The organism is Nostoc sp. PA-18-2419, from assembly GCF_005869855.1.
Taxonomy (GTDB): Bacteria; Cyanobacteriota; Cyanobacteriia; order Cyanobacteriales; family Nostocaceae; genus Nostoc.
Map to the genome: position 1 here is coordinate 259887 of NZ_SZNH01000005.1, position 24756 is coordinate 284642.

The 24756-nt window shown below is 41.0% G+C and carries 20 protein-coding genes and 1 pseudogene; 10 read left to right on the forward strand and 11 right to left on the reverse strand.

What is annotated here, in order from left to right; all coding sequences use genetic code 11:
* Positions 1-119 precede the first annotated feature (119 nt).
* The 8 genes from FCR06_RS08010 to FCR06_RS08045 form a co-directional block, all read right to left on the reverse strand.
* The gene (locus FCR06_RS08010) at positions 120-1502 is read right to left on the reverse strand and encodes a PrsW family glutamic-type intramembrane protease (RefSeq protein ID WP_138498356.1); all 1383 of its coding nucleotides are present in this window, start codon (positions 1500-1502) and stop codon (positions 120-122) included.
* A 560-nt stretch (positions 1503-2062) separates the two neighbouring features.
* On the reverse strand, positions 2063-2665 hold the full coding sequence (locus tag FCR06_RS08015) for a DJ-1/PfpI family protein (protein ID WP_138498359.1): 603 nt from the start codon (positions 2663-2665) through the stop codon (positions 2063-2065).
* 420 nt (positions 2666-3085) lie between these two features.
* On the reverse strand, positions 3086-3541 hold the full coding sequence (locus FCR06_RS08020) for a nitrate reductase associated protein (RefSeq protein ID WP_138498361.1): 456 nt from the start codon (positions 3539-3541) through the stop codon (positions 3086-3088).
* Between the two features lie 266 nt (positions 3542-3807).
* Complete coding sequence (locus tag FCR06_RS08025) at positions 3808-4266, reverse strand: phosphate-starvation-inducible PsiE family protein (protein WP_138498363.1); 459 nt, start codon at positions 4264-4266, stop codon at positions 3808-3810.
* 282 nt (positions 4267-4548) lie between these two features.
* Positions 4549-6762 carry a molybdopterin oxidoreductase family protein gene (locus tag FCR06_RS08030; RefSeq protein WP_138498365.1) on the reverse strand — a complete coding sequence of 738 codons (2214 nt, stop codon included), beginning with the start codon at positions 6760-6762 and terminating at the stop codon, positions 4549-4551.
* A 21-nt stretch (positions 6763-6783) separates the two neighbouring features.
* Positions 6784-6912 (reverse strand): hypothetical protein, encoded by a 129-nt coding sequence (locus FCR06_RS34215; protein ID WP_262984659.1) that lies wholly within the window; start codon positions 6910-6912, stop codon positions 6784-6786.
* Positions 6913-7015: 103 nt separating this feature from the next.
* A complete protein-coding gene (locus FCR06_RS08035) occupies positions 7016-8509 on the reverse strand; it encodes a NarK family nitrate/nitrite MFS transporter (protein ID WP_138498366.1) in 1494 nt (497 codons plus the stop codon).
* Positions 8510-8875: 366 nt separating this feature from the next.
* Positions 8876-10516: a ferredoxin--nitrite reductase gene (locus FCR06_RS08045; RefSeq protein WP_138498371.1), complete on the reverse strand. Its 1641-nt coding sequence runs from the start codon at positions 10514-10516 to the stop codon at positions 8876-8878.
* A gap of 576 nt (positions 10517-11092) precedes the next feature.
* On the opposite strand from FCR06_RS08045, the gene FCR06_RS08050 reads away from it, so the two are divergent.
* Both FCR06_RS08050 and FCR06_RS08055 read left to right on the forward strand, forming a co-directional pair.
* Entirely contained in the window at positions 11093-11506 is a 414-nt protein-coding gene (locus FCR06_RS08050; protein ID WP_138498373.1) for a ubiquinol-cytochrome c reductase iron-sulfur subunit, read from the forward strand.
* Positions 11507-11518: 12 nt separating this feature from the next.
* Positions 11519-12817: a HEAT repeat domain-containing protein gene (locus tag FCR06_RS08055; RefSeq protein WP_138498375.1), complete on the forward strand. Its 1299-nt coding sequence runs from the start codon at positions 11519-11521 to the stop codon at positions 12815-12817.
* A gap of 426 nt (positions 12818-13243) precedes the next feature.
* On the opposite strand, the gene FCR06_RS08060 is transcribed toward FCR06_RS08055, so the two are convergent.
* Positions 13244-13618: a hypothetical protein gene (locus tag FCR06_RS08060; protein ID WP_138498377.1), complete on the reverse strand. Its 375-nt coding sequence runs from the start codon at positions 13616-13618 to the stop codon at positions 13244-13246.
* 220 nt (positions 13619-13838) lie between these two features.
* Here FCR06_RS08060 and FCR06_RS08065 point away from each other — a divergent pair, with 220 nt between their 5' ends.
* On the forward strand, positions 13839-14369 hold the full coding sequence (locus FCR06_RS08065) for an orange carotenoid protein N-terminal domain-containing protein (protein WP_138498379.1): 531 nt from the start codon (positions 13839-13841) through the stop codon (positions 14367-14369).
* Positions 14370-14654: 285 nt separating this feature from the next.
* On the opposite strand, the gene FCR06_RS08070 is transcribed toward FCR06_RS08065, so the two are convergent.
* Complete coding sequence (locus FCR06_RS08070; RefSeq protein WP_138498381.1) at positions 14655-15419, reverse strand: ABC transporter ATP-binding protein; 765 nt, start codon at positions 15417-15419, stop codon at positions 14655-14657.
* Positions 15420-15830: 411 nt separating this feature from the next.
* Here FCR06_RS08070 and FCR06_RS34575 point away from each other — a divergent pair.
* Positions 15831-15929: pseudogene (locus tag FCR06_RS34575) on the forward strand (hypothetical protein); the annotation flags it as partial.
* 660 nt (positions 15930-16589) lie between these two features.
* Here FCR06_RS34575 and purH read toward each other — a convergent pair.
* Complete coding sequence (gene purH, locus FCR06_RS08080) at positions 16590-18110, reverse strand: bifunctional phosphoribosylaminoimidazolecarboxamide formyltransferase/IMP cyclohydrolase (RefSeq protein ID WP_138498383.1); 1521 nt, start codon at positions 18108-18110, stop codon at positions 16590-16592.
* A gap of 458 nt (positions 18111-18568) precedes the next feature.
* Between purH and FCR06_RS08085 the strand changes: the two genes are divergently transcribed.
* From FCR06_RS08085 to FCR06_RS08110, 6 genes are all read left to right on the forward strand, one after another.
* Positions 18569-19318: an SDR family oxidoreductase gene (locus tag FCR06_RS08085; RefSeq protein ID WP_138498386.1), complete on the forward strand. Its 750-nt coding sequence runs from the start codon at positions 18569-18571 to the stop codon at positions 19316-19318.
* 114 nt (positions 19319-19432) lie between these two features.
* Positions 19433-20053 carry an alpha/beta hydrolase gene (locus FCR06_RS08090; protein ID WP_138498388.1) on the forward strand — a complete coding sequence of 207 codons (621 nt, stop codon included), beginning with the start codon at positions 19433-19435 and terminating at the stop codon, positions 20051-20053.
* A 154-nt stretch (positions 20054-20207) separates the two neighbouring features.
* On the forward strand, positions 20208-20420 hold the full coding sequence (locus FCR06_RS08095; protein ID WP_138498390.1) for a DUF2555 domain-containing protein: 213 nt from the start codon (positions 20208-20210) through the stop codon (positions 20418-20420).
* A gap of 100 nt (positions 20421-20520) precedes the next feature.
* A complete protein-coding gene (coaBC, locus tag FCR06_RS08100) occupies positions 20521-21732 on the forward strand; it encodes a bifunctional phosphopantothenoylcysteine decarboxylase/phosphopantothenate--cysteine ligase CoaBC (protein ID WP_138498392.1) in 1212 nt (403 codons plus the stop codon).
* 506 nt (positions 21733-22238) lie between these two features.
* Complete coding sequence (locus tag FCR06_RS08105; RefSeq protein ID WP_138498394.1) at positions 22239-22946, forward strand: lipoyl protein ligase domain-containing protein; 708 nt, start codon at positions 22239-22241, stop codon at positions 22944-22946.
* A gap of 92 nt (positions 22947-23038) precedes the next feature.
* On the forward strand, positions 23039-24520 hold the full coding sequence (locus FCR06_RS08110) for a site-2 protease family protein (protein WP_138498396.1): 1482 nt from the start codon (positions 23039-23041) through the stop codon (positions 24518-24520).
* The last annotated feature ends 236 nt before the right edge of the window (positions 24521-24756 follow it).

Below are 24756 nucleotides of genomic sequence, written 5' to 3' on the forward strand. Positions count from 1 at the left end.
ATACATATTTAATAGTGATTAGAAATTGGGAATTGGGCATGCCAGTGGTAAGTTAGGAGTTACTCTACTTCCACTTCAAAAGCTTCCAGAACTCCCTCATCCCCCATTCTCCCCATTAATTATTTGGGACCAAGAAATCGCGTAGCAAAGTTTTGCGATCGCGTCGGTGAAAGCGCCCGTGCCTTGAGAATTGCCGCCATCAAAAAGGCGTAAGATAACACTCCAACAATAACTAACAGCAAGGCATTAATCGAGCCGGTAGCATTCCAAAGAGCGTGGAGTGCAGCAGCACTCAGATAACCAATAGAAAGAATTTGCCAGCTTCTACTAGGCTTGAGGACAGCCAAACCGATAAAATAGCCCAAATAGCCACTGTAAGCCATGTGTCCAGCTACAGAGCCTAAAATTCGCGGAATTAGCAGCTGCAACCCCGCCAGTTGACCAGCAGCGCCGATACCTACTTGTTGCGTGACATTTTGAGTGATATCCGGCACATATTGACCAAGAGTTTCCAATAAAGTGAAGCCCACAGCAGAAGCTGTTCCCAAGAGAATACCATCTAGAGGTTCCCAAACGCCTACGCGTTCGCGCCAAGGTGAAGACAAAATTCTCCCGATGGCAAATGCTCCAAGTACAGGCAATGCTTTAAGCAATTCTTCCATTAAACCAGCACCAAAAAACATTCGTACCAGCAACTCTGTGAAGGTGGTAGATTCTTGAGGTGAGGGCAAGTTTCCAGGCAATAGACCCCGAAACACGAAGATGAAGAAATCCAACAGCGGACTAAGCAAAATCAGCGTCGTACCCATTGCCGTAGCCATTAGCACCCACCACGGCTTTTGTTTTCCGCAAAGTTGATAAACAAAATAATAGGCAGCGAAGGCGATGTAAGTGGCGACGATCACTTGATTCGCTTGGGGACGACCGACTGTAGCAAACATTAGTACTACAAAAATTACAGTCAGTATTCCTGGTACGAGGTATGCTTTGCGAGTTAAATCTTTACCAGTGGAAATAATCGGAAAAAGCTGAGTGAAGCTAACAGAATCAGGCTGCTTTAATTGCGTGTGGTTGTGGTAGTTCGTTGCAGAAGGCAGTGGTGTCAGCTGGTTAACAGTTGTCACCGGAGCTTGAGAGGTCAACTCATACTCAAAAACGTATTGCGGCCCATCAGAACCTAAAGAAATGCGATCGCCTGGGTGCAATTCTTGACATTCATACAGGCGTTGTCCATTCAAATAAGTGCCATTAGCACTATTCAAATCACAAAGTACCCAGCTAAATTTGCTATCTGGAGATAAAGACAGGGGGCGAACCACTGCATGACGACGAGATACCATTCGGTACGTCATGGCATCCAAGACAACTTGGCAACTGGGGTCGCGTCCAATTACTATCTCTTTACTGGGGGACAGCGAGAAGCGAGATTCCGCTCCCAAAGCTGCTCCATTTCCAGACACTAGCCGCAGAAATGCATTATGTCTTGCGTTTTTGCCTGTCATTGATAAGAAGTGCGTTTCTAAACTGATTCTTTAAATAATTTGGTAGCAGGACTAACCTTAGCCACATCAACAGCAGCATTGCTAAATCCACTATAGCTTCACTTACTGCTAATAAATTTAAATTTATAAATGCAAAATTTTAACTTTTTCATTCATTTAAATGTTAATAAGTATTTCATTTACTCAGGTTTTCTCTCAAACCTTGATTATTAGGTGCATAAATTGAGATTTTATAGGTTATCTACTCTTGACATCGTAGCTGCAAATTCAATCTACTGCAATGTATTAAAAAAGTAATTTTTACTGCATTTAATTTCATCTAAAAAATATATAATTACCAGTTATTTATTGGTAGTTATTTTTGCCACTAGTATTGCAACACAAAAGTCAAAACTCAAAAGTTAAAAGTACTATCAGATGGGTTTTTTAGGAATTTTTAATGATTGCTTGATTTACGCCGTGATGTATTAATGATTGACTAACCTTTGGGGCGCAGGAGTAGGCAGTAGTGGAAGAAACGACCCCAAAGATTGAATTAAAAGATTTATAGTATCTTGCCTTTAAAGAATTTTAGCTAATTCTGGATGTTCAATCTTTGTTCCCAGTACTCTGAGAAATTCTGCCAGCCAATGGGGATGAGCAGGCCAAGCTGGTGCTGTCACCAAATTACCGTCAACTATGGCTTCATCAACAGGGATATCGACATAAATGCCTCCAGCACTCTTGACATCTGGGCTACAAGCAGGGTAACCAGTACATCTTTTACTTTGTAATACATCAGCAGCCGCCAATAACTGCAAGCCGTGGCAAATAGCAGCAATAGGTTTATTTGCTTGAGCAAAGTGACGGGTAACTTCTAACACTTGCTGATTGAGACGGATATATTCTGGTGCCCGTCCTCCAGGAATTATTAGAGCATCATAGTTTTCGGCTTTCACTTCTGCAAACGTAGCATTTAAAGTAAAATTGTGCCCCGGTTTTTCACTGTAAGTTTGGTCTCCTTCAAAGTCGTGAACTGCTGTTCGCACCTTGTCCCCAGCTTTTTTATTGGGGCAAACTGCATGAACAGTGTGTCCCACCATTTGCAACGCCTGGAAAGGAACCATTACTTCATAGTCTTCTACATAGTCCCCAACCAACATCAAAAGTTTCTTTGCAGCCATGTTTTTACTATCCTCAGTTATTAGTTATTTGCCATTTGTCATTGGTCATTTGTCATTTGTAATTGGGTATGGGGCATGGGCATTGGTTATTAAGTTAGGACTTGTTATTTAAGGAAGGATAAAAAATAGAGAACAAATGACGAATAACCAAAGATTAATCACAGTCTTAATACAAAAATGTGCAGCATAGACGCGCATCGGCTAATCCGCTTATGGGCGAATTTATCGATATATTACAGCATTAACTGTGCCATAATGGACTATCTGGAGGCTGCGAGTTAACAAAGTTTAACGCATCTTTGTATGTTATTTGTTACTCAGGGAAAGGCAACGGTTTTCTGAGAAAAGGCAAGAGAAACTATTACCTATTACTTATTGCCCATTAATAGCCTCAACTATATAATTAGCAACTTAGCTTAATTAAAGCAGATTAAATTCTGCGATCGCTCTAGGAAAATTCTTGTTTTCATGCGCTGAATGACTAAGTTTGATTAAGGCAAAACGCTGTAATGGTCTTAAAGCTGCCCATTTTTGCTGTGTCAGGACTACCCCTATTTCTTGAGCTTTTTTCTGGACGCTGGGTGATACAGTAGCAGAGTCCAGCCATGCAGGATGGGATTCTATAGGCAATTTGGCAACTGCTATGCCTGTACGTTGTAAAATTAACTGCTCGATATACTCGCGGTAAGACTGAATTTCGGTTTCTGTAGCGCAAGGTAATTCGACTAAAGCTTGACGCTCTTTTGTAGTCATTTGATTCCAATCAAACAGTTTTAGTTTAATGCCACAAGTATCTAATTTATAGCGCACCTGCATGGGAATACAGCGCAGCGAATCAACAAAATCTGCTTCAAATTGAAAGAAATCTATCGTCATAAAATATTTAAATTTAGCTGATTAGAATGTTTTCGACTAACCTAAATTTATCAAAATAGAATTCAAAATTCAGTTGGGTATTTAAGTCCAACTGGCGGATAGCGCACCTAAGGCGTATCTGCAAGCCAATGAATAAGCAGGTTTAAGACCACTAACAACTTTTCAAGTTAGTAGTACTTAAAATTGGTAAGTGCTAATTTTAACTGATTGAGTCTAATGCCTTGTTAGAGTTTCTTTGGCTTTGCTGTGTGATTCTTAATTCTTCTTCAAGGTGTATCTTTGGAATTACTCAGACGAATTATTAAATAACTAATCGATAGAGCGAGAATTGCAATGCCTAAGCCTATTATATCAATACCAGGAACTTTTTCTAAGTCAAGAATAATAATTTTTCTGGCGACAGCAATTAAAGAAGTAACAATAACTAATTCTACCTGAAAAACGTGTTTTCGTAAATAAGCTGTAATATTTTCTAAGATTTCTAAAGCAATTAAAATATTTAAAAATAAGCCAAATATTTTAAATAGTGTTGTGTTAAATGTGCCGTAAGGTACAGTGAATAATTCTTTAAAAATAAATACTCCTAAATCAGCGATCGCCACTAAAATTACAATTACCATTAAAATAGATAGAACTTTAGAAACTATCACTTCAATGTTTTCGATGATATACATGAAGTTCTGGTCTTTGGTAATTATTGAAATTAGCTTCAGTAACCTTTTCATCTGCTGTACCCAATTAAAAAATAAAATCCCATAGAGAAACCTAGAGGATTCAAAAAGATAACTGGCCAATGTTGGTTTTGCTTATCTATTTTTATTTTCTAGATTCAATTTGGGACTAGTAAAACTTTTAGTTATAAAAAACTTTACTTCTTTAGATATGGTAATTGGTAACAGTCAAGAATTGAAATACAGAAAATATAATAATAACTATCGACTATTGATGATTGACTAAATTACCTATTGCTGATTGCCAATTCCTTATTGAGAGTTATACTTAAGAACTTACAATTGTGAGGATTGGAGTTGATAATTTTTAACTGTAACTTCCACAGAAATTGGTATTAATTGCACCGCACAGGCTTTTAATTCTGGTTGTAGGGAATCAGGGCAAGATTCGGGATGGGTGAGGGCATTAGCTTCGGCATTATCTGCCCACAAATAACCCCAGTGCATGGGGACAAAAACTGTACCAGGTGCGATCGCCTTTGTCACTTTAGCAGGAAACTTAGCTTTACCTCGACGCGATCGCACTTCTACACACTGATTATCTACAATACCTAAGCCAGCAGCATCACGCGGATGAATTTCGATAAATGGTTCGGGATGCATTTTGCAAATTTTTTCAATCCGCCCAGTGCGTGTCTGGGTGTGCCAATGGCCGTAAACTCGTCCAGTAGTTAATACAAAAGGATAATCAGGGTTTGGTGGTTCTGCCAATCCTTTGGAGTAATATGCCCCAAATCGAGCGCGTCCGTCAGGGGTGTGGAAGCACAAGTTAGTGTAGAGCCGCTTTCCAGAGGTTTCTCCCCCTGCTTCCCCTGCTTTTTTGCTCCCTCTGCTCTCTTCCAGGTGAGGCCATTGAGTCGGGCCTTGTGCTTGTAATTGTGCATGAGAGATACCCGTCATCTCGCAGGGGCGATTTTTAGTTAGTTGGGCAAACTCTGCGTAAACTTCAGCCGAGTTAGCAAAGTTAAATTCTCTTGCAAAACCGAGTCGGCGACCAACTTCAGCAAAGATTTCCCAATCTGCTTTCGCTTCTGGTGGCGGTTGGCGGAAGGCTTGACACAGAGTCACCGTTCGTTCGGAGTTAGTCATCACGCCAGTTTTTTCGCCCCATTGGGCTGCTGGTAGCAGAAGATGGGCATAGGCAGAGGTTTCTGTGGGATAATAAGCGTCTTGGTAGATGGTGAAAGGCGATCGCAACAATGCCTTCTTCGTCCGATCTAAATCTGGCATACTCACAGCTGGATTAGTTGCAGCAATCCATAGTAAGCCGACAGCATTATTTTCTAGCCCAGTAATCATTTCCCAAGCATTCAAACCAGGATGGGGCGAAATCTGTCCTGGTTTGAGTCCCCAAAACTCCTCAACTTCTGCACGGTGCTGGGGATTCTTGATTAGCCGATAACCCGGTAATAGATGCGCCAAACCCCCAGCTTCCCGTCCTCCCATTGCGTTTGGCTGACCTGTGAGTGAAAAAGGCCCAGCCCCAGGTTTGCCAACTTGTCCGGTCATCAGGTGCAGGTTAATGATGGTTCTCACCTTAGCCGTTCCTTCTGAAGATTGATTCACACCCATTGACCACAACGACAACACCCGTTCTGATTGACCCCAATAGCGAGCTGCTGTTTCTAAATCTTCAATACTGATTCCACATTCATGAGCTACCACTTCTGGGGGATAGTGACGAATTACCTCAGCGTATGCCGGAAAGTTACTGGTACACTCGTCCATAAACATCGTATCAACGTAGTTCCAACGCATCAACAAATGAGCAATACCGTTCAACAAGTCGATATCTGTACCCGGACGAATCGCTAAATGCAAATCTGCGGCTTCTGCGGTTGGTGTGCAACGGGGATCGACCACAATCATTTTCACTTTGCGATTCTTTTTATGATATTTTGCCAGTCGATTAAAAACGATTGGGTGACATTCGGCTGTATTGGTACCAATTAAAAATGCACAGTCGGTCAACTCCAGGTCTTCGTAACAGCAAGGAGGGCCATCTGAGCCAAAGCTTTGAATATATCCAGCCACAGCGCTAGACATACATAAACGGGAGTTAGCATCAAAATTATTACTCCCCAAACACCCTTTGATCAATTTTTGGGCTATGTAATAATCCTCGGTTTGGAACTGACCAGAACCATACATACATATAGCTTCTGGCCCTTGAGTGAAACGCACAGTTTGAATGCGTTGGGTGATGAGATCTAAAGCTTCATCCCAACTAATGTGCCGAAACTCTCCATCTAAAGAGTCTCGCACCATTGGGTAATGTAATCTATTTTTATCTAAAGATTCGGTGATAGTTGCGCCTTTGACGCAAACCATGCCCTGACTTGATGGATGAGTTTTATCACCCCGCACCCGCCAAATTGGATTTCCTTGGTTATCTCGATTAGTTGCTTTGCCAAGTTGGGCTGGGGGCGAAACTTCTAATCCACAACCGACACCGCAGTAAGGACAGAGGGTTTTGGTAAATTCACTCATGGCAATTTTTAATGAATAAGTTCACGCAGAGTCGCACAGAGAAGTCGGAGCGGCAGCTTGCGCCGTAGACGCTTTGTGGTGAGGGGGTCGCAGTCTTGGCGGTTTCCGTCGATTGCGATCCCCCGAACCTGTAGGGCTTGCCGGAGGCATCTGAACTTCGGTGGACGCAGAGAAGAGATGAAGAGAGTATTGAGGAACAATTGATAATTGCTATTCTTACTCTGTGCGACTCTGCGTCTCTGGGTGATGTTGATTATTCTTCAGTTAAGAAGATAGTAGCCGAAGTGTCTGATATTTCACTTTCATTATTAGCAAAGGAGTTTTTCGGTTCTTTGAGGAAAAAGGCACACATAAAAGCGCAGACTAAAGCAGCTAAGCCCATTGTGCTAAATAGCGTTGGCGCGTCAGTTAAGCTAAAAATTGTCAGGTAAAGTACGCCGCCAAAATTACCGTAAGCTCCGACATTGCCGGCAATTTGTCCGGTGGCTTCTTTCTTAATTAAGGGTACGATGCTATAGGTTGCACCGCAGCCGGCTTGGGCAAAGTAAGCGGCGAACATTGTAACTGCGATCGCCAGCGGAATTGGCCAGTTACTACTAATAAAATGTGCCATCAAGTAGCCAACACCAATGCCTGCACTGATAATTGTCATTGTCCATTTACGTGAGCCGAATTTATCAGAAATTAAGCCACCACTGGGGCGAGAAATTAAATTTAAAAAGGGATAGGTTGCGGCAATCATGCCTGCTATAACATGTTCTAAACCAAAGGTTTTTTCAAAAAATGCTGGGAGCATGGAAACGGCAGCAAGTTCGGAACCAAAGTTAGTTGTGTAAGTAAATTCGAGTAACGCTACTTGACCAAATTGAAAGCGTTCTGCTGGGGGGTAAATTTTCTTGCCAGTTAAAAGTTCCTGGTTTACCTGCCAAGCTCTGTAACTTTGGTAAATAAATAATCCTGCTAATAGCAACCAAGCAAGATACATTTGACTCAAGGTTAAGAAGTGAATATTCTTTTGTTCCAAACGCCAAGCTAATAAACTTAAGGCGAAAATTAAACCGAAATTCGAGATAATCATCGCCCAAAAACTTTTAATGCTGGTTACTTCTAAAGCTCCATTTTTCTGAGGTTTCTTATAAACTTTACCAGTGGGTGTATCTTGGACGCTATTGTAATAAATAACACCATAGATGGCGGCAACAATTCCTGTAAAAGCGATCGCTAATCGCCAATTAGAAGCACCACCAGCCAAAAAGCTAGTAGAAACTGCAATCATTGGTAAAGCAAACTCGGCACCAAAAGCTCCAAAGTTACCCCAACCGCCGTAAATACCTTGAGCAATTCCCATCTCCTTCGGCTGGAACCATTCCGCCACCATCCGAATACCGACGACAAACCCAGATCCGACAATTCCCATCAGCAAACGACTGATGACTAATTGATTAAAATCTTGTGCTAGCGCTGTCGCTAAACAAGGAACAGCCGCAAACATCAGCAGCATTGCATAGGTGATTCTCGGGCCGAAACGATCCAAAAGCATCCCAATAATTAGCCGCGCCGGAATTGTCAAAGCAAGGTTACAGATAGCCAAAGTTTTGATTTGTTCGGGCGCTAAATCAAGCTGTTTACCAATAGTTGTAGCGAAGGGAGCAAAATTAAACCAACAGACAAAAGTCAGAAAAAAAGCAAACCAAGTCTGATGTAAGATGCGATAGCGATCGCTGAATGAAAATAATTTTTTTAGCATTTATCTTTCTAGGAGAGATGGGATTAGGGACTGAGAAGATTCCTAACTCCATAAACGGAGTTCAAATACTCATTAATGGAGTTCAAAGCCTCATTAACAGAGTTCAAAGCCTCATTAACGGAGTTCAAATACTCATTAATGGAGTTCAAATACTCATTAATGCAGTTCAAAGCCTCATTAATGCAGTTCAAAGCCTCATTAATGCAGTTCAAAGCCTCATTAATGCAGTTCAAAGCCTCATTAACGGAGTTTAAAGCTTTAGTTATTGGGTATTGGGGATTGGGTATTAGGCACTAACAAAGTATTCTTAAATATTTATTTCCTAGTCCCCAGCAATGCACTGAAGCTTACCCGAAGTGTCTCCAGTTAACTACCAACTACTAAAGCTTCTTGCTTGAGTTTTGCCCCAAAGTTTTTGATGAGTAAATCTTGCAATATTGGCTGTAAGTCTTCGCAGGGTATGCCTTTAATAATGCAAGTTCCAAGATGGGCATCTTTACCAACTTTGCCGCCCATATATATGTCAACGCCTTCGAGGGTTTTGCCATTTTTGCGAGTTTTAGTTCCCATCAAACCGATGTCTGCAACTTGGGGTTGTCCGCAGGAATTAGGGCAACCAGTCCAATGAATTCGCACGGGATGGCTAAAGGTTAACTCTGATTCTAAGGCTTTAATCATTGCCAGGGCACGGTTTTTGGTTTCGATGAGGGCAAAGTTGCAAAATTGTGCGCCTGTGCAAGATACTAGCGATCGCGTTAACAAATCTGGATTAATGGAAAACCTTTCTAGTATTGGTTCTGTTAAAAATATTGCTAATTGCGAGTCGGCAATGTTGGGGATAACGATGTTTTGTTCGACAGTAAAACGGATTTCGCCACTACCATAAACTTCTGCTAAGCGTGCAATTTCAAACATATCATCGGCATACAGCCGACCAACAGGAATATGCAAACCTGCGTAATTTAATCCTGGTTGCTTTTGTTTATACAACCCGATGTGGTCGCGTTTTTCCCAGTCGATTTCGTCTTTTGCAGCTGCGAGTAACAATGATTTACCCAAACGGCTTTCTACTTCAGTCCGAAACTTTTCTAAACCCCATTCATCAATCAGCCACATTATCCGGGATTTTTGCCGATTAGCACGTAAGCCGCGATCGCGATAAATTTGCAAAACAGCTCTACATACAGCTACCACATCTTCTGGGGCTACCCAAGCATTCAGAGGAATCGCCGCTTCACAACGTTTGGCTGAGAAAAAGCCACCGACTAAAACGTTAAATCCAAAAATTTTTTGATCGGAATGGGCACAGGAGTAGAGGAGCGGAGGGGCAGGAGAGAAATTTTCCTCCCCTGCTCCCCTGCTCCCCTGCTCCCCTGCTTCCTTAAATGCTGGCACGAAAGCTAAATCATTAATCTCTGCATGAACTGAATTGTCTCTTCCACCAGCGATCGCAATGTTAAACTTCCTTGGTAGATTGGTAAACTCCGGGTTTCCTTGGCCTTTGTTGGTGAGCATATCTTGAATTTGCTGTACCAACTCTCGTGTGTCGTATAACTCGTCTGCATCTAACCCCGCCACAGGGTCACCTGTGATATTGCGGACGTTATCCATCCCTGACTGGACGCTGGTTAAACCAACTGCGTCAAATCTATTAAAGATATCTGGTAAATCTCCAATTCTGATTCCCCGCAATTGAATATTCTGTCTGGTAGTAATATCAGCATTACCGTCATCACCGTAACGCTGCACTACTTGGGCTAAAACACGCATCTGAGTACTGGTGAGAATACCGTTGGGCATCCGCAACCGCATCATAAATTTGCCTGGGGTGACTGGGCGAAAAAATACACCCAGCCATTTGAGTCGATGATCTCGGTCTGTTTCGTCCATTGCTTCCCAGCCCAAGGCGGCAAATTTCTCTATCTCGGCCTTAACGGCGAGTCCATCTTTTTCTGCCTTGAATTTCTCGAATTTATTCAGGCTGGTGGTAGTTGGTATGTCTGTCATCAGGCTGACTCTCGTTGCAAATTACTAATAAGCGTGAAAATTTGTGCTAATTGCCCAATATGAATCAACTTGTAGTCTGAACATTTGCTGTGTCTACAAGGATTAGAGATGAAAAACTTAATATTTGGTTATGACTGATTATTTATACTCCAAAGCAATCCAACGCAAAACCTAAAATCCGTGGTTAGTTCGGGCAAATTTGTCGTCATTGATATCTTGGGAATTTGTCAAGTAGGTTTAGATATTGTTCGTGTAACAATTTCGATTCTCATAACTTAAGGTGAGATTTTTGTTAAAATCGTATAATATGTTACGGTTTTTCAGTAAAAATGCAGAAAATGTATTAAATATATGCATGTTTTGCATCAAATTTCCCAGTAAGTAACGCCAAGCCCTTGCATAAAGGGTATTTGAGATAACTGAAGCGATTTTGGATTACGATATAGCAATCCGATTTGAGTTGTAAAAATTTTCCTAGTGGTCGTCCTTGGGGGTTATTTAGGACTGGTATAGTTTAATTCAGAGTCAAAAATCTGTTTTCAAAAGCTTTGAGCGTTAGATATTATTTCAACAGTTATGAAACGTCGTGATTTTATTAATTGGGTAGGTTTAGGTTGGCTAGCGAGTTCTCTACCTGTAGCGATCGCAGCTTGTTCTGCTGGCACCAAGTCAGCATCAACCGATTGGCAAACAATAGGTACATCAGCAGATTTAGATAAAACAGGTCAATTGCTGGCGAAAAACTCACCTGCTGGTCCTGTGTTGGTAATCGGCACATCTAAATCTGCAAATCTGACTGCTGTTAACCCTACTTGTACTCACGCAGGTTGTACGGTGGGATGGAAAGCTGATGCCAAAAAATTCGTCTGTCCCTGTCATGGTTCGGAATATAGTATTGATGGGAAAGTGCAAAAAGGCCCAGCAACAGAAGCGCTGAAAACTTATGCCGTCAAAATAGAGAATAGTTCAGTTGAAGTCAAGCCAAGTTAAACAATTTAAAGAATCGTGAATCATATCAACCAGCTTTTGGCGCAAGCCCAAACAGCACATGATGCAGCTGATTGGTCATCACTAATTCAATATTTACAACAATTAATTTCCGGGGCAGACCTTGAGCATCCAGAGATAATTAAAAATCGAGAATATCTGCTGAAATTAACCCTTTCAATGTTAAAGATGGGGGATTTTCAGCAACGCTGGGAAATGACTAAAATATTAACTCATTTGGGAAATATTGCTATCCCACCACTGATTGAAATATTAAAAGATGAAGATACAGAGGAAGAATTACGTTGGTATGCAGCACGGAGTTTGGGGGAATTTCAGCACCCAGATGCCATCGTAGCTTTAGTAGAATTATTGAAAACCGATGAGGATGAAGAACTCAAAGCGATCGCAACTACAGCATTGGGTCAAATGGGTAGTGTTGCTATTAGTTCGCTAACTCAACTTTTAGCAGATCCAGAGACACGACTTTTAGCAGTGCGATCGCTTTGTTATATTTCCCAAACAGAAATTATTCTACCGTTGTTGAGTGTAGTCCAAGATCCGCAAGCTGAAATTCGCACCGCTGCAATAGAAGCCCTAAGCAGTTTTCAGGACGAACGCGTACCACTAGTGTTGTTAAATGCTTTGGATGATCTAGCTGCTATAGTTAGACGTGCAGCAGTAGTTGGTTTAGGCTTTCGCCCGGACTTGTGCCAAACATTAGATTTAGTCACCAGACTGCAACCCAAGTTATACGACATTAACCTAGATGTTTGTTGTGCAGCAGTCGTCAGCCTTTCTCGAATGGGTTGCGATGAAGCTGCCAAACACTTATTTGATTTGTTGTCATCCCAGATACCAATAAAGTTGCAATTAGAAACTATCCGGGCTTTAAGTTGGATGGAGACACCATCGAGTTTGGCATATTTACAAACAATATTTCATCAAAGTAGATTGCAAACAGTGTGGCAAGAAATTGTCACAGTTTTAGGGCGAGTGCAAAAGCCGCAACTAACAACACTAGCCGCAGAAATTTTATTACAAATATTGCGATCGCCGCATCCAGCTACAAAAATTGCCAATATTAAAAGTGCGATCGCCCTATCTTTAGGACAGTTAGGAAAAATCCAGGCAATTCAACCATTAATTTGGCTGCTAGCTGATTCTAATGCATCAGTGAGACTACATGCGATCGCCGCACTGAAAAATCTGGATAAAGAAGCTGCACATCAACAATTGCGGCAGTTAGCATATAACTTTGCACTAACTCCAGATTTGCAACAAGCAATAGCGATCGCTCTAGAACAGTGGTAAATTTTTGATAAATTGCATAGTCACTTTCTAACTTTCTTGACCCTGCTCTTAATTGTCAACTACTAACAGCCAACACCAAAATACGTGCAAATTACATGCAATTGCAACTTATTCCTTTTGTATGAACTTCGTAATATATATAATAATTTGCAATTTTTACAGGATTAGATTCTTACTCAAAAATCTCAAACTAGTATACTTAATTAATAATTAAAAGGTGAAATTCAGGAGCCAGAATAGTTGAAGAATTAGGAAAACTTGTGATTAATAAATACATTAGTTCTACTAAACTGTCTATTAATACCTAATTCTGACGCCTAGCCGTGCGGCGTCTCCGGCTCCGCTCCTGATTGCTGAATTTTTATGTCAAAAGTCCATAGTATAAATTTTACTATTGACTATCGACTCTCAAAAGCTGGAGAAAATTTATTTTGATTGACCTTTTTCTAAAGCCTGTTCTACTAACTCATCATCGACATTAGCCACACCCTCAGTTTGAGAATTTTTAACATCTTTAGCTAACTCTTTGTAATCATCTGGATTACCAGTTGACTGCGTCGCTTGGGTTTTTACTTCTTTTGCCTCAGGGACTTTATTTTGAGGACCAGTTGCGGCTTCGGCTGCTGCTGCTCCCTTACCTGTGCGATCAACTTCACTAACACTCAATTTTTGAGCAGCTGCGTAATCAGCGTCAAAATCCACCTTTGGTGCTGCTTCTTCACCACTATCTATGCTGTCCGCAGCTAATTGGGCATCATGGGTAGGAGCTTCATTAACATTGGTTTTTATTTCATCTGGCATAATTAAAACCTAAGGTAAATTTTTTTGCTGTTTGAGGTAAGTATAACTAAGTAATTTGCTATTTGATTACTTCCTTACGAGAGATTTTTACCTCTATTAAAGGATAGATTAATACTTAATTATCAAAAAATAATAACTCTTTCTATCGATAGTAGAATTTTATTCTAGGACTTTGGTAACTCTTATATTTGGTCTATTAAACTACATTTAGAGACAAGTTATGAGTGCAAGTTACGATAAAAATACTGCTCAAGCTCAAAGTAGTGAAACTCAAAAAGTGGTAGATGAGTTTAACGCTTTAGATACCGATGCAAAATTAGCTTGGTTCTATTTGATTTATAAAAAAATGGGTGATTCGGTTACTCCAGCTGCTCCTGCTGCTACCGATCCTGAATTAGCACCACTTCTGCTAGGAAAATATTATGATTTATCCGATGAGGAGCAATTGAATATTATGCGGGATATTGTTAACCGTAAAGATACGGAATATTCTCGTGCCTATGGGGCGATAAAAGAAAATAACCAGCTATTAGTTTGGTATGCTTGGGCAGTAGCTATGGGTGATAAAGTGGTTGATTTACCAGGTACCTACAAGCCAAGTCAAGCGATTAATGATTTGCTTTCGCAAACTGAAGCACTAGATTTTGACGAGCAAATTTCGGTGTTCCGAACAATAGCTGATGAAATGGGTTATACCGATGTTAAGCCAATTGAGACACAAGCACAAACTGGTAAAACTTCAAGTTTGTAATTAGACTAAATCCATATCTATAACCTTGAAAAATAACATCCTGCACTTGTTAAATAAGTGCAGGATGTTATTTTTCAATATTTTACGAATCAATAAGGCTTGCTATTTAGCCATCTATTAATGATGTATTCACCAGCCATTTACTAAGTACCTGCTCCATACAAGTTTCTGTTTGAGTAAAGCTAAGTTTTTTATAAAATTCAGTAGAATCATTTTTAAACAAACAGACATACCGACCATTGCAGCACACAAATTGATAGATCTTGCAATCAGCAAATTAAAAATTTATGATACAGCCAACTGGCTTAATTCAGATGGAGTCAGATTTGAGTTTACCACTTGACCATCACGGAACCAAATAATCCGCTGAGTTTGACGGGCAACTTCTGGTTCGTGGGTTACCATAACAACAGTGATTCCAGTAGCATTAAGTTCGCCAAAGATATCTAAGACTTCTTGGGTTGTGCGCGAATCAAGTGCGCCAGTGGGTTCATCGGCTAAAAGTACTACAGGACGGTTGACAATGGCACGGGCGATCGCTACTCTTTGTTGTTGTCCCCCAGATAGTTGAGTTGGTTTGTTATTGAGGCGATTTGCTAAACCGACTCGTATCAACGCTTCTGTAGCGCGATCGCGCCTTTCTTTTGGGTTTACATTAGCATACACCATCGGCAGTATCACATTTTCTAGCGCTGTTAGTTGGGACAATAAATGGAATTGTTGGAAGACAAACCCCAGCTTTTTGTTGCGGATATGTGCTAATGATTTATCATCCATTTGCGCTACATCAATATTATCTAAGTAATAATGTCCGGCTGTGGGTCGGTCTAAACAGCCGATAATATTCATGGCTGTGGATTTACCAGAACCCGAAGGTCCCATAATCGAACAATATTCGCCTTCGTGGATAGTTAAATTTACATTGTTCAGTGCTTTGACTTCAGTTTCACCAATGCCATAGACTTTATATATATTTTCTAAACGAATAATATCTGATTTCGGAACAGGATTAGGAACTAGAGAATCGGTAATTGAAATAGTGTTTGGCATAATAATTTAGTTATTAATCAATAGTAATTAATTTGAAACTTTTTTTATTAACTGATATCTTACACCATTCTCAATCAAAACTTCACAATTAGTATATTATCAAACAATATATAAATTAAGCCACTTAGAAATAATTAAACTTTATTCTACGATAACACCTGTAAATATCTTGCCGAAAACTGCCCAGCCGATTTTGCTAGATGGTTATTTGCATCGAGTAAATTATGCAAGAATCTCTGATTTACTAAGATAATAGACCTATTGCAAAAGTCCCTTAACACCCTCCCCCAGCCTCTAAGAGCCAGATATTTGACCTAACTCAAAGGCTTTTTGGGGTTCTTTTTTGATTTATGCAAGAAGTTTATTCTACAAAAACAATTGCAACAAACAGAACAATGAGGAAAGAAACAGGAGGCGTTACAAATAATTTTGGGTCAGCTAACACGTCAGTTAGATGCAATTGAGCCAGAGATAGAAGAACAGCAGATTTGTAGATTATCCATCGCTTAGCTAGAGGAGTTAGCTGAGGCGCTGTTAGATTTGTTTAGTCAAAATGATTTAGTAAATTACTTAGGAAATATCTCTTTACTTTAACCTAATCAGCAAGATTAACAAACGTAAGTTTGGGTTAGGAAATTCCAACAAATAAATTATTTCGTTTGGAGTTGATGACTAATTGTTGACTATCACTAATTAAAAAGCGCCTGGGAGTGTTGCCGTGTTTCCACCCCAGACGCCTTTCATTCTTAACTTGCTCCTCACACAACTAAAAGATATCACTGCTGAATTAAAAAGCGAATGTAGTGAGTGACACTTTCAAAACTGCACCAATATCTAATTTTTATACACAAATTAAAAAGCGTTTGGGAGTGTTGCCGTGTTTCCACCCCAAACGCTTTTTATTCTTAACTTGCTCCTCACACACAACTAAAAGATATCACTACTTCAAAAAAAAGGCAAGTATATTGAATAACAATTTTGAAATTCTACAATCAATGCAATTTCTAGATGGAAATTAAAAAGCGCTCCGAAGTGTTGCCGTGTTGCCACCTCAAGCGCTTTTTACTTTTAACTTGCTCCTCACACAACAAGAAGGATATCACTACTTCCATCAAAGAGCAAGTATTTTAAGTGACACTTTTAAAACTGCACCAGATTAGAGCCAGTAAGTTAGTGTAAAAAGTGACGTACACCAGTCAACACCATAACTAAACCCAGGTCATTAGCAGCTTTGATGGAATCTTGATCGCGCACACTTCCCCCTGGTTGCACAATAGCTGTAATTCCGGCTGCTGCGGCTGTTTTGACTGAATCATCGAAGGGGAAGAATCCATCGCTGGCGAGAGTTGCGCCTTTAGCTTTTTCCCCAGCTTGTTCTAGGGCAATTTTCACTGAGCCGACGCGGTTCATTTGACCAGCACCTACTCCTAGTGTAGTGCGATCGCTTGTTACAACAATGGCATTCGATTTTACATGTTTGCAAACCTTCCAAGCAAATAGCAATTCTGCTAACTCGTCAGTAGTGGGTTGACGTTCAGTGACTACTTGCCATTGACTAGTGTCAGCGATTATGTCATCGCTAGTTTGCACAAGGAAACCACCTGCGATCGCTTTTACTGTTTCTTTGGCTCCACTGCTCAAATCTGGTAAAATCAAAACTCGCACGTTAGATTTTTTGCCTAAAATTTCTTGGGCATCCGCTTCACAACCTGGTGCAACCACACATTCTAGAAATGTTTTAGTCAACTCACTGGCTGTAGGTGCATCTATGGGACGGTTGAGTGCCACAATTCCACCAAAGGCAGAAGTAGAATCAGCGTTAAAAGCTTTTTGATATGCTTGTGAAATAGTACTTCCCAGCGCCGTACCACAGGGATTTGTATGTTTAATAATCGTCGCTGCTGGTGTATCAGTAAATTCTGCAATAATTTGGCGTGCAGCTTCTAAATCAACCAAGTTATTGTAACTCAGTTCTTTGCCTTGGAGTTTCGTAGCTGCTGCCCACCCCGTTGGCGTAGCACCAGTTTGATACCAAGCGGCGGGTTGGTGGGGGTTTTCACCGTAACGCAGAGATTGTAATTGTGTACCGCTGAGGTTGTAGTTTTGTGTGCCTGCGAGGTAAGATGCGATCGCTTGGTCATAGCTAGCAGTGTGCAAAAATCCTTTTAAAGCTGCCTTTTGGCGAAATTCTAAAGATGCTTCGCCGTTATTTTGCCGCAATTCCTCTAAATACTCGTTATATTGTGCCGGGTCGCATAATACAGTCAAATGAGTAAAGTTTTTTGATGATGCACGCAACATTGCCGGGCCGCCAATATCAATCTGTTCAACGGCTTCAGGTAATGTCACCCCTGGTTTAGCAATAGTCTCTTCAAAAGGATAAAGATTCACTACCACTAAATCAATCGGGCGAATTTGGTTATTTTCTAAATCTGTAATATCTTGGGGAACATCCCGCCGTGCCAAAATTCCGCCGTGAATTCGGGGATGCAGCGTTTTAACTCGACCACCTAAAATTTCTGGCGAACCTGTATAGTCGGCAACCTTGGTAACTGGGAGTCCAGCATCTTTGAGTGCTTGGGCTGTTCCCCCACTGCTGATTAAATCAAAGTCGAATTCTTCAACCAAGCTACGGGCTAGGTCAATTAAACCAGTTTTATTAGATACACTCAGCAGTGCTAGATGCGCCATGAATCAATTCCTTAGATGCTAAATTGTGAAGCAAAGGATCTCAAGTTTTGCATAAGCCTTGATTCACTTCAACTATTAAGGTCAAGGATTTCTACGTAGCCTAACTTATTGATTGAGAATTGTCGGATTCCAAATTTGTTTAGTCATTTCAGTCCTTTTTGTATATTCTCTAAATATACAGAAAGATTAAAAGTATAAATTTAGTCTTATACATTCGCTTTTAGACATTCTCGCTTTCTGAGGCACAAAGACGTAAAGATAAAAGTTTTAATCACTCGATTGAGACGTCAAGACGCTCATGTTCATCCTTTTTTCTCTGTTTAATAAATAAAACCTAGCCTTTTTCTAGGTTTTCTTGCTTAGAACTTCATGTGAAGATTGGCCCAGTATTTAAACAAAGCTTAAACATAGTGTTTTTAAATACATCATAAATCGTCAAAGCAATAGGAGTGGCTAAGATGGGAAATAGCGAACTCAAAAATAAAGTAGCCTTGATTACTGGGGCAAATAAGGGAATAGGATTGGAAATGAGTCGTCAACTCGGACAACATGGATTGACGATTTTGATCGCAGCCCGAAATTTAGAAGCAGCAAAAATGGCAGCCAGTAACTTGCATAATGAAGGAGTTTCAGCTGAAGCGATCGCTGTTGATGTAACTAACAGTACTCAAATCCAGTCTGCTTTTCAACAGATTAGCGACTCTTTTGGGAAACTCGATATCTTGATTAATAATGCAGGTGTGTTTTTGGATGGCGACTGGTTAACCAGTAATGCTAGTTCTGTTTCAATAGACATTATTCGACAGACATTCAACACCAACTTTTTTGGCTTAGTGGAATTAACTCAAGTACTGCTACCGTTAATTTTGAAAAGTCCTAGTGGTCGAATTGTCAATATGTCTAGTATCGAAGGCTCATTGACACTTCATGCTACTCCCAGTTCACCAATTTATGACTCTAAACCATTTGCTTACAATGCTTCTAAGGCAGCAGTCAACGCCTTCACCATCCATCTAGCCCATGAGTTACGCAATACTCCTGTAAAAATTAATAGCGCTCATCCGGGTTGGGTGAAAACTGAATTGGGCGGTGAAGGCGCAATGATAGATATCGCAGAAGGAGCAAAAACTGGTGTTGAGTTAGCGATACTCCCTGACGATGGCCCTAGTGGTGGCTTTTTTCATCTTGGTCAACCAGTACCCTGGTAAAAACTTTAACTAATAAGGTGGATGTTTCTGGCAAAGTGGCATCTGCTTGCTAATACTTAAGTCTACTTCAAGAGATAGGATCTACTAAAAGAGTAAAATTTTAGGAGTAGACCTCTGTCTTTACAATTTATTAGTGTCCCCACAGCTAATTCTCAACCGCCCGCAGGTTTAATTGTCACTTTGCATGGTTGGGGTGCTAATGCTGAGGATGTAGCATCTTTGTTGCCTTTACTCGACTTAGGTGATTACCAGTTTGTATTACCTAATGCACCTTTTCCTCATCCCTATTCCTCTGTAGGGAGGGCATGGTATGAGTTGAGGGGAGAGAATATGTATCAAGGGTTAAAACAAAGTCGGCAACTGCTAACAGACTTTTTGCAATCTTTAGAAAGCAGTACTGGCGTGCCTTTGTCACGGACTATTTTGAGCGGATTTTCTCAAGGTGGGGCAATGACTTTAGATGTCGGTTCGAAATTGCCTCTAGCAGGTTTAGTTGTCATGAGCGGGTATTTACATCCTGATGCACTAACAGCAGTTAAAGGTGGAATTCCCCCAATTTTAATTACTCACGGTAGATATGATGAAGTTGTGCCCCTAAAAGCCGCGTGGAAAGCGCGAGATACTGTAGAGTCTTTAGGAGTGGCAGTAGAATATCACGAATTTGACACTGGACATGCAATAGATCCACAAACGTTAAAGGTGCTACGCAACTTCGTAGTGAATACAATTAGTTAGTCAAGATTACGATTTTTTTATAAATTATGGTATAAATGCGGGAAAATTTTACGAAATCAATGACCTCTAATGATTAATATATATTGGGTGGCTGCGTTAAGTGCAACTTAACCCATGCTGAAGGCGAATGCTGCATAAGGGAGGGGCAAGCATTATGACAACTCTAAGCATTTCCAGGAAAGAAATTGCTGCCATGACTACGGCAGATGTAGAACAGTTAGCTACACGTTTAGAACTAGATAACTACAGTAATGCTTTTGAGGGTTTAAATGATTGGCATCTACTGCGAGCGATCGCATTTCAGCGTCCAGAGTTAGTGGAACCCTATATTTATCTGTTAGACTTGGAACCCTACGATGAAGCGTAGTTGACAGTAGAGATGCGATTAACCCTTGTCCGTTAGGAGTTGGATATTAATATTAGTAACTAATTGCTCTTAAGTTACTACTTCCTCCTAACTTTTTACTATGACTAATCCAAAATTCAACAGGGTTTTAGTTGCTATAGGTGGCGGTATCGCCGCCTACAAAATCTGCGATCTGATTTCAAAGCTGTTTCAAACGGGTGTGGAAGTGCGAGTCATCCTCACCCGTTCGGCGCAAGAATTTATCACGCCTCTAACTGTAGCAACCCTGTCTCGTCATCAAGCATATACAGATGATGATTTCTGGCAACCAACTTACTCTCGCCCCTTGCATATTGAGTTGGGTGAATGGGCAGACGTTATAGTAATTGCTCCCTTAACGGCTAATACATTAGCAAAGTTAGCCTACGGTATGGCTGATAATTTACTTACAAACACTGTGCTGGCTTCTACTTGTCCAGTGCTGTTAGCACCAGCAATGAATACGGACATGTGGGAACAATTATCAGTGCAACGAAATTGGCAACAACTATCAATCGATAGCCGATATCATGGCATGAATACAGCATCAGGTTTATTAGCGTGTGATCGCGTCGGTGCTGGTAGGATGGCAGAACCTCCAGAAATTTTGGCTTATATCCAATCCCTGTTACACACCCAAGGCAAACGAGATTTAGTAGGTAAACGAGTGCTAATTAGTGCAGGCGGGACGCGAGAGCATCTTGATCCGGTGAGATTTATTGGCAATCCTTCCACAGGTAAAATGGGATTGGCGTTATCCCAGGCAGCACTCCACCGAGGGGCAAGGGTGACTCTGGTACACACTCCAGCTAATTGGGAAGCACCATTGGGAGTGCAAGCAATTTCCGTCATTAGTGCAGACCAAATGCACCACGCTCTGCTGGAATATCTAGCCAACGCTGATATTATTGTCATGTCAGCAGCGGTGGCAGATGTTAAGCCCAGAGATTATAGTACAGAGAAATTATCCAAGCGATCGCTTCCCCAAGCTTTACCCTTGGAACCCGTACCCGATATAATTGCCCAATTAGCAGAACTTAAACAGTCACATCAGATATTAATTGGGTTTGCTGCACAAACTGGTAATATTGTCAATTCAGCGTTAGAAAAATTACAGAATAAAAAATTAGATGCGATCGTTGCTAATCCCATTGATCGGGCTGATAGTGGTTTTGGCAGCGATCGTAATCAAGCGATATTTTTAGATAACCAAGGACATCAAGTAGAAATTGCACTTTGTTCTAAATTAGAAATGGCGCATCAATTATTTGATTTTGTGATTAGCGAATTTTAGATTTTCAATTTTGCCGAAAGTCAAAAACTCAGGCTTCCGTATATGAAAACTTTCCAAGACAGATTTTGGATTGAAATATGAAAGTTCAAATAAAGCCCTGTTAAACTCTTATACCAATTAAATTAATGATTGCAACACATCCTTGTTTCAAGTTCAAGACGCGACGCATCGCGTCTTTACAAATCGTCTATTTGTCACATTATTTTTTTAAATTGGTATTAGTTTGTGCCTCTTTGCAGCTCTGCGTCAGACAAATTGCTCAGCTGTTCCACATAAAAACTGCATATTTTGGATTGTCGCTCAATTCCTCTCCCCATCTCCTTATCTCCCCATCTTCCCATCAACCTGAATATGCAAACTAAATGTTTTACAGCTTATCTTGCAGCAACACCCTCAAAAACCAGCAAAATCATTCCGCTTTCTGTCAACGCTGAAAAATGAAACTAGCAACCTCACCATCCACCTGGCGTTTGATCCCAATGCTTCACACATCAGGAGGAGTACAAATGGCGATTGACGCTTGGTTGTTCAACCAATGTGAAAACGGACAGCATCCGCCTACCTTGCGTTTTTATACCTGGTGTCCGTATACTCTCTCCTTGGGACATCTGCAAAAACAATGGCCTGCCCAGTGGCATAATCTGACTTACCAAGGACAAACACTCGATTTAGTTCGTCGGCCAACCGGAGGTAGAGCCGTTCTCCACCAAGGAGACTTAACTTACGCTCTGATTACCTCAGCTAGTACTGCAAAAAGTTGGGGTACTTATGAAAACATCTGTAACTTTCTGATCCTAGGCTGGCAAAGGTTAGGTGTTGAATTAGATTATGGTTCTGCTGCACGGGGTTACATTCACAATCCTAGTTGTTTTAATACAGCAACAGCGGCAGACTTGGTTACAGCTGATGGAAGTAAATTTATTGGTAGTGCCCAACGCAAGGGAAGAAATACTATTCTTCAACACGGCTCAATGATTTTATCTACAGACAAAGGTTTATTTGAGAAAATCTTTGAACAATCGGCTCCTTGGAATACCTCGCTTTGTAACACAGAAGAACAGGATAGTTGGATTGTCAAGATTGTGGATACACTGACAGAGACCGCAAAACAGTACTTTGGTATAGAATTAGTCACGCAAGCATTCACAGAGCGAGAATGGCAGGATATTCTAAAATTGCGATCGCTTTATGAAGTGCATCGCCAAACTAGATAGATTGGGCAGAAGACGGGCGACGTTATACATTAATAAGTGTATCTGCAATACCGGACTTGTTCTGGCTTAGTCTCAATAGCAAAGGTTTGGAGATGTCTACTTTATCAGAAACTTCTATCCTGGCGGTAATCCTAGCGGTAGCTTTAGGCATTTTGGGTTGGGGCTTTTATCGCGCCAGACCTTTAGGAAAGTTAGGAATCTTAGCCTGGTTACAGTCGGTGGTGTTGATGACTCCGTGGCTACTGTTTTTTGGATTGTTTGCCGCAGGGATTTACATCAACATCGCAGGTATATTGTTCTTAGTCGTAACTTCAGCTGGATTGTACATCTACTTGGGTAGCCAGTTACGCAAAGCTGGGCAAGATGCCATACTCAAGCAACGGGCAACTCAAAGACTTGCTGTTGAATCCGCAAATGAAGAAAATTCCCCACAAACAGCAGTAATAGAACTCAAACCGCAGATCCCACCGATACCAGAAGATGACTTGAATGCAATTAAAAGCATTTTCGGTATTGATACATTTTTCGCCACAGAAACCATTCCCTACCAAGATGGAGCGATTTTTAAAGGCAATTTGCGAGGAGAACCAGAAGAAATTCACAACCGTTTGAGTGCAAGTTTGCGAGAACGGCTTAGCGATCGCTATCGTTTGTTTTTAGTTGAAAATACTGATGGTAGGCCTGTAGTCATTGTTCTACCCAGTCGCAACGATCCGCAGCCGATGCGGTTATCGCAAAAAGCTTTTGCAGGTATTCTGTTGCTAGCGACAATTGCCACAAACTTAGAAGCTGGGGGATTACTGCTGAATTTTGATTTCTTTGCCAATCCCGGACGGTTTACAGAAGCTTTGCCCATAGGTGCTGGCATATTTGCAATATTACTAGCTCACGAAATAGGTCATTGGTTACTGGCTCGCCGTCACCAAATCCGCCTTAGCTGGCCGTTCTTTCTACCCGCTGTGCAAATTGGCTCCTTTGGTGCAATTACTCGCTTTGAATCTCTATTACCCAACCGCAAGGTATTATTTGATATCGCCTTGGCAGGCCCAGCCGCAGGTGGTATTGTTTCTCTGGTAATGCTGATTGCAGGCTTGTTACTTTCCCACCCAGGTAGTTTATTTCAATTGCCAAATCAGTTTTTCCAAGGGTCGATTTTAGTGGGAAGCTTGGCGCGAGTTGTGCTTGGTTCTGCCTTGCAGTCATCTTTGGTAAGTGTTCATCCCTTAGTGGTAATTGGTTGGTTGGGGTTAGTAATTACCGCTTTGAACTTAATGCCCGCAGGACAACTAGATGGTGGTCGCATTGTCCAAGCAATTTATGGACGCAAAACCGCTGGACGCGCAACTGTGGCAACTTTAATTTTACTAGTGTTAGTGTCTCTTGGTAATGTTCTGGCTATGTACTGGGCGATCGTGATTTTCTTGTTGCAACGAGATTTAGAACGCCCCAGCTTGAATGAAATAAGTGAACCTGATGATGCCAGAGCCGCTTTAGGTCTTTTGGCTTTATTCTTAATGATTACTACACTGTTACCCCTAACTCCCGGCTTGGCTGGACGTTTGGGTATAGGATAGTACTCTGAGTCGAATGGTACTAAGATTCGGATGAGCAGAGCTTAATAAGATAATTTCTTATTAAAAATAGAAGCTTTGTATCTGAATTAAAGTGCCAGGATGACTATCACTATTTTACAGCAAGCATATTTTAAACTATTTCAGCACACTGTCGAACGTTTTCAGCAATAGAGTGGTTCTTAACAAAAGATAGATGGACTTTGAACAAGCTAAAGTTTGAAATTAGCAGTTATTAG

Bases quoted from the DNA above. Each gene is read 5' to 3' on its own strand.
- FCR06_RS08010 (WP_138498356.1), bottom strand. From the start codon at position 1,502: ATGACAGGCAAAAACGCAAGACATAATGCATTTCTGCGGCTAGTGTCT.
- FCR06_RS08015 (WP_138498359.1), bottom strand. From the start codon at position 2,665: ATGGCTGCAAAGAAACTTTTGATGTTGGTTGGGGACTATGTAGAAGAC.
- FCR06_RS08020 (WP_138498361.1), bottom strand. From the start codon at position 3,541: ATGACGATAGATTTCTTTCAATTTGAAGCAGATTTTGTTGATTCGCTG.
- FCR06_RS08025 (WP_138498363.1), bottom strand. From the start codon at position 4,266: ATGAAAAGGTTACTGAAGCTAATTTCAATAATTACCAAAGACCAGAAC.
- FCR06_RS08030 (WP_138498365.1), bottom strand. From the start codon at position 6,762: ATGAGTGAATTTACCAAAACCCTCTGTCCTTACTGCGGTGTCGGTTGT.
- FCR06_RS34215 (WP_262984659.1), bottom strand. From the start codon at position 6,912: ATGCCTCCGGCAAGCCCTACAGGTTCGGGGGATCGCAATCGACGGAAA.
- FCR06_RS08035 (WP_138498366.1), bottom strand. From the start codon at position 8,509: ATGCTAAAAAAATTATTTTCATTCAGCGATCGCTATCGCATCTTACAT.
- FCR06_RS08045 (WP_138498371.1), bottom strand. From the start codon at position 10,516: ATGACAGACATACCAACTACCACCAGCCTGAATAAATTCGAGAAATTC.
- FCR06_RS08050 (WP_138498373.1), top strand. From the start codon at position 11,093: ATGAAACGTCGTGATTTTATTAATTGGGTAGGTTTAGGTTGGCTAGCG.
- FCR06_RS08060 (WP_138498377.1), bottom strand. From the start codon at position 13,618: ATGCCAGATGAAATAAAAACCAATGTTAATGAAGCTCCTACCCATGAT.
- FCR06_RS08065 (WP_138498379.1), top strand. From the start codon at position 13,839: ATGAGTGCAAGTTACGATAAAAATACTGCTCAAGCTCAAAGTAGTGAA.
- FCR06_RS08070 (WP_138498381.1), bottom strand. From the start codon at position 15,419: ATGCCAAACACTATTTCAATTACCGATTCTCTAGTTCCTAATCCTGTT.
- purH (WP_138498383.1), bottom strand. From the start codon at position 18,110: ATGGCGCATCTAGCACTGCTGAGTGTATCTAATAAAACTGGTTTAATT.
- FCR06_RS08085 (WP_138498386.1), top strand. From the start codon at position 18,569: ATGGGAAATAGCGAACTCAAAAATAAAGTAGCCTTGATTACTGGGGCA.
- FCR06_RS08095 (WP_138498390.1), top strand. From the start codon at position 20,208: ATGACAACTCTAAGCATTTCCAGGAAAGAAATTGCTGCCATGACTACG.
- coaBC (WP_138498392.1), top strand. From the start codon at position 20,521: ATGACTAATCCAAAATTCAACAGGGTTTTAGTTGCTATAGGTGGCGGT.
- FCR06_RS08105 (WP_138498394.1), top strand. From the start codon at position 22,239: ATGGCGATTGACGCTTGGTTGTTCAACCAATGTGAAAACGGACAGCAT.
- FCR06_RS08110 (WP_138498396.1), top strand. From the start codon at position 23,039: ATGTCTACTTTATCAGAAACTTCTATCCTGGCGGTAATCCTAGCGGTA.